This is a genomic window from Acinetobacter sp. LMB-5 (assembly GCF_001541635.1).
GTDB lineage: Bacteria > Pseudomonadota > Gammaproteobacteria > Pseudomonadales > Moraxellaceae > Acinetobacter > Acinetobacter pittii.
The window spans coordinates 1-415 of the sequence record NZ_LRDR01000082.1 but is presented as its reverse complement, the minus strand read 5'-3'; the positions used below and the strand labels follow the sequence as shown (position 1 = coordinate 415).

At 37.8% G+C, this 415-nt stretch carries 1 pseudogene; it reads left to right on the top strand.

The annotated features are described in order from the left end of the window. A pseudogene (locus tag AW165_RS18620) lies at nt 1-415 on the top strand (fimbrial biogenesis outer membrane usher protein); the annotation flags it as partial.

Here is a 415-nt window from a genome sequence, read left to right as displayed (position 1 = left end):
TAAAAATGGATGAATATATCCCAGATAATCAGTGGGTATGTATTAATGATCTAAACGGAATCCAGTTTAAATATCTCGAAAATGAGCAGTCTCTAAACCTAAATGTTCCACTGAACATGTTAACGGGTTACTCAGTCGACTTAAGTGGCCAGCAGATCACTAGTCCTCAGTTACTGAAAATGAAACCTTTAAATGCAGCCATTCTGAATTACAGTCTGTATAACACCATAACCAATGATGAGAATGTTTTCTCAGGTACGGCAGAAGGGATCTTTAATAGCGCAATCGGTAACTTTTCTTCAGGGGTTTTATATAACGGTAGTAATGAAACTAGCTATAGCCATGAAAAATGGGTACGACTGGAAACTAAGTGGCAATATGTCGACCCTGAAAAGATCAGGATATATACCCTAGG